1 protein-coding gene is annotated in these 326 nt (G+C 77.6%); it reads right to left on the reverse strand.

Annotated elements, in window-relative coordinates:
- Positions 1 to 326, reverse strand: a 326-nt coding sequence (locus JHD62_RS21705) for a hypothetical protein (RefSeq protein WP_199104613.1), incomplete at both ends; no start/stop codon positions are given.

Genomic DNA, 326 nt, shown 5'->3' on the forward strand with positions numbered 1-326 from the left:
GCCACATCGGCGTGGCGCAGCAAGGTCTGCTCATCCACGCCGTCGCGCGGGTACAGTGCCACCCCCATTCTGGCGCTGACATTGCAACTGTGCTCTTGCAGCAGCACCGGCTGGCTGGTCTTGAGCCTGTCTCTTATACACATCTGACGCTGCCGACGAACAGTAAGATGTGGGGGTGTGGGGGGGGGGGGGGGGGGGAGAGAGGGGGGGGGGGGGGGGGGGGGGGGGGGGGGGGGGGGGGGGGGGGGGGGGGGGGGGGGGGGGGGGGGGGGGGGGGGGGGGGGGGGGGGGGGGGGGGGGGGGGGGGGGGGGGGGGGGGGGGGGGG

This window comes from Aquitalea sp. ASV11 (genome assembly GCF_016429185.1).
Taxonomy (GTDB): Bacteria; Pseudomonadota; Gammaproteobacteria; order Burkholderiales; family Chromobacteriaceae; genus Aquitalea; species Aquitalea pelogenes.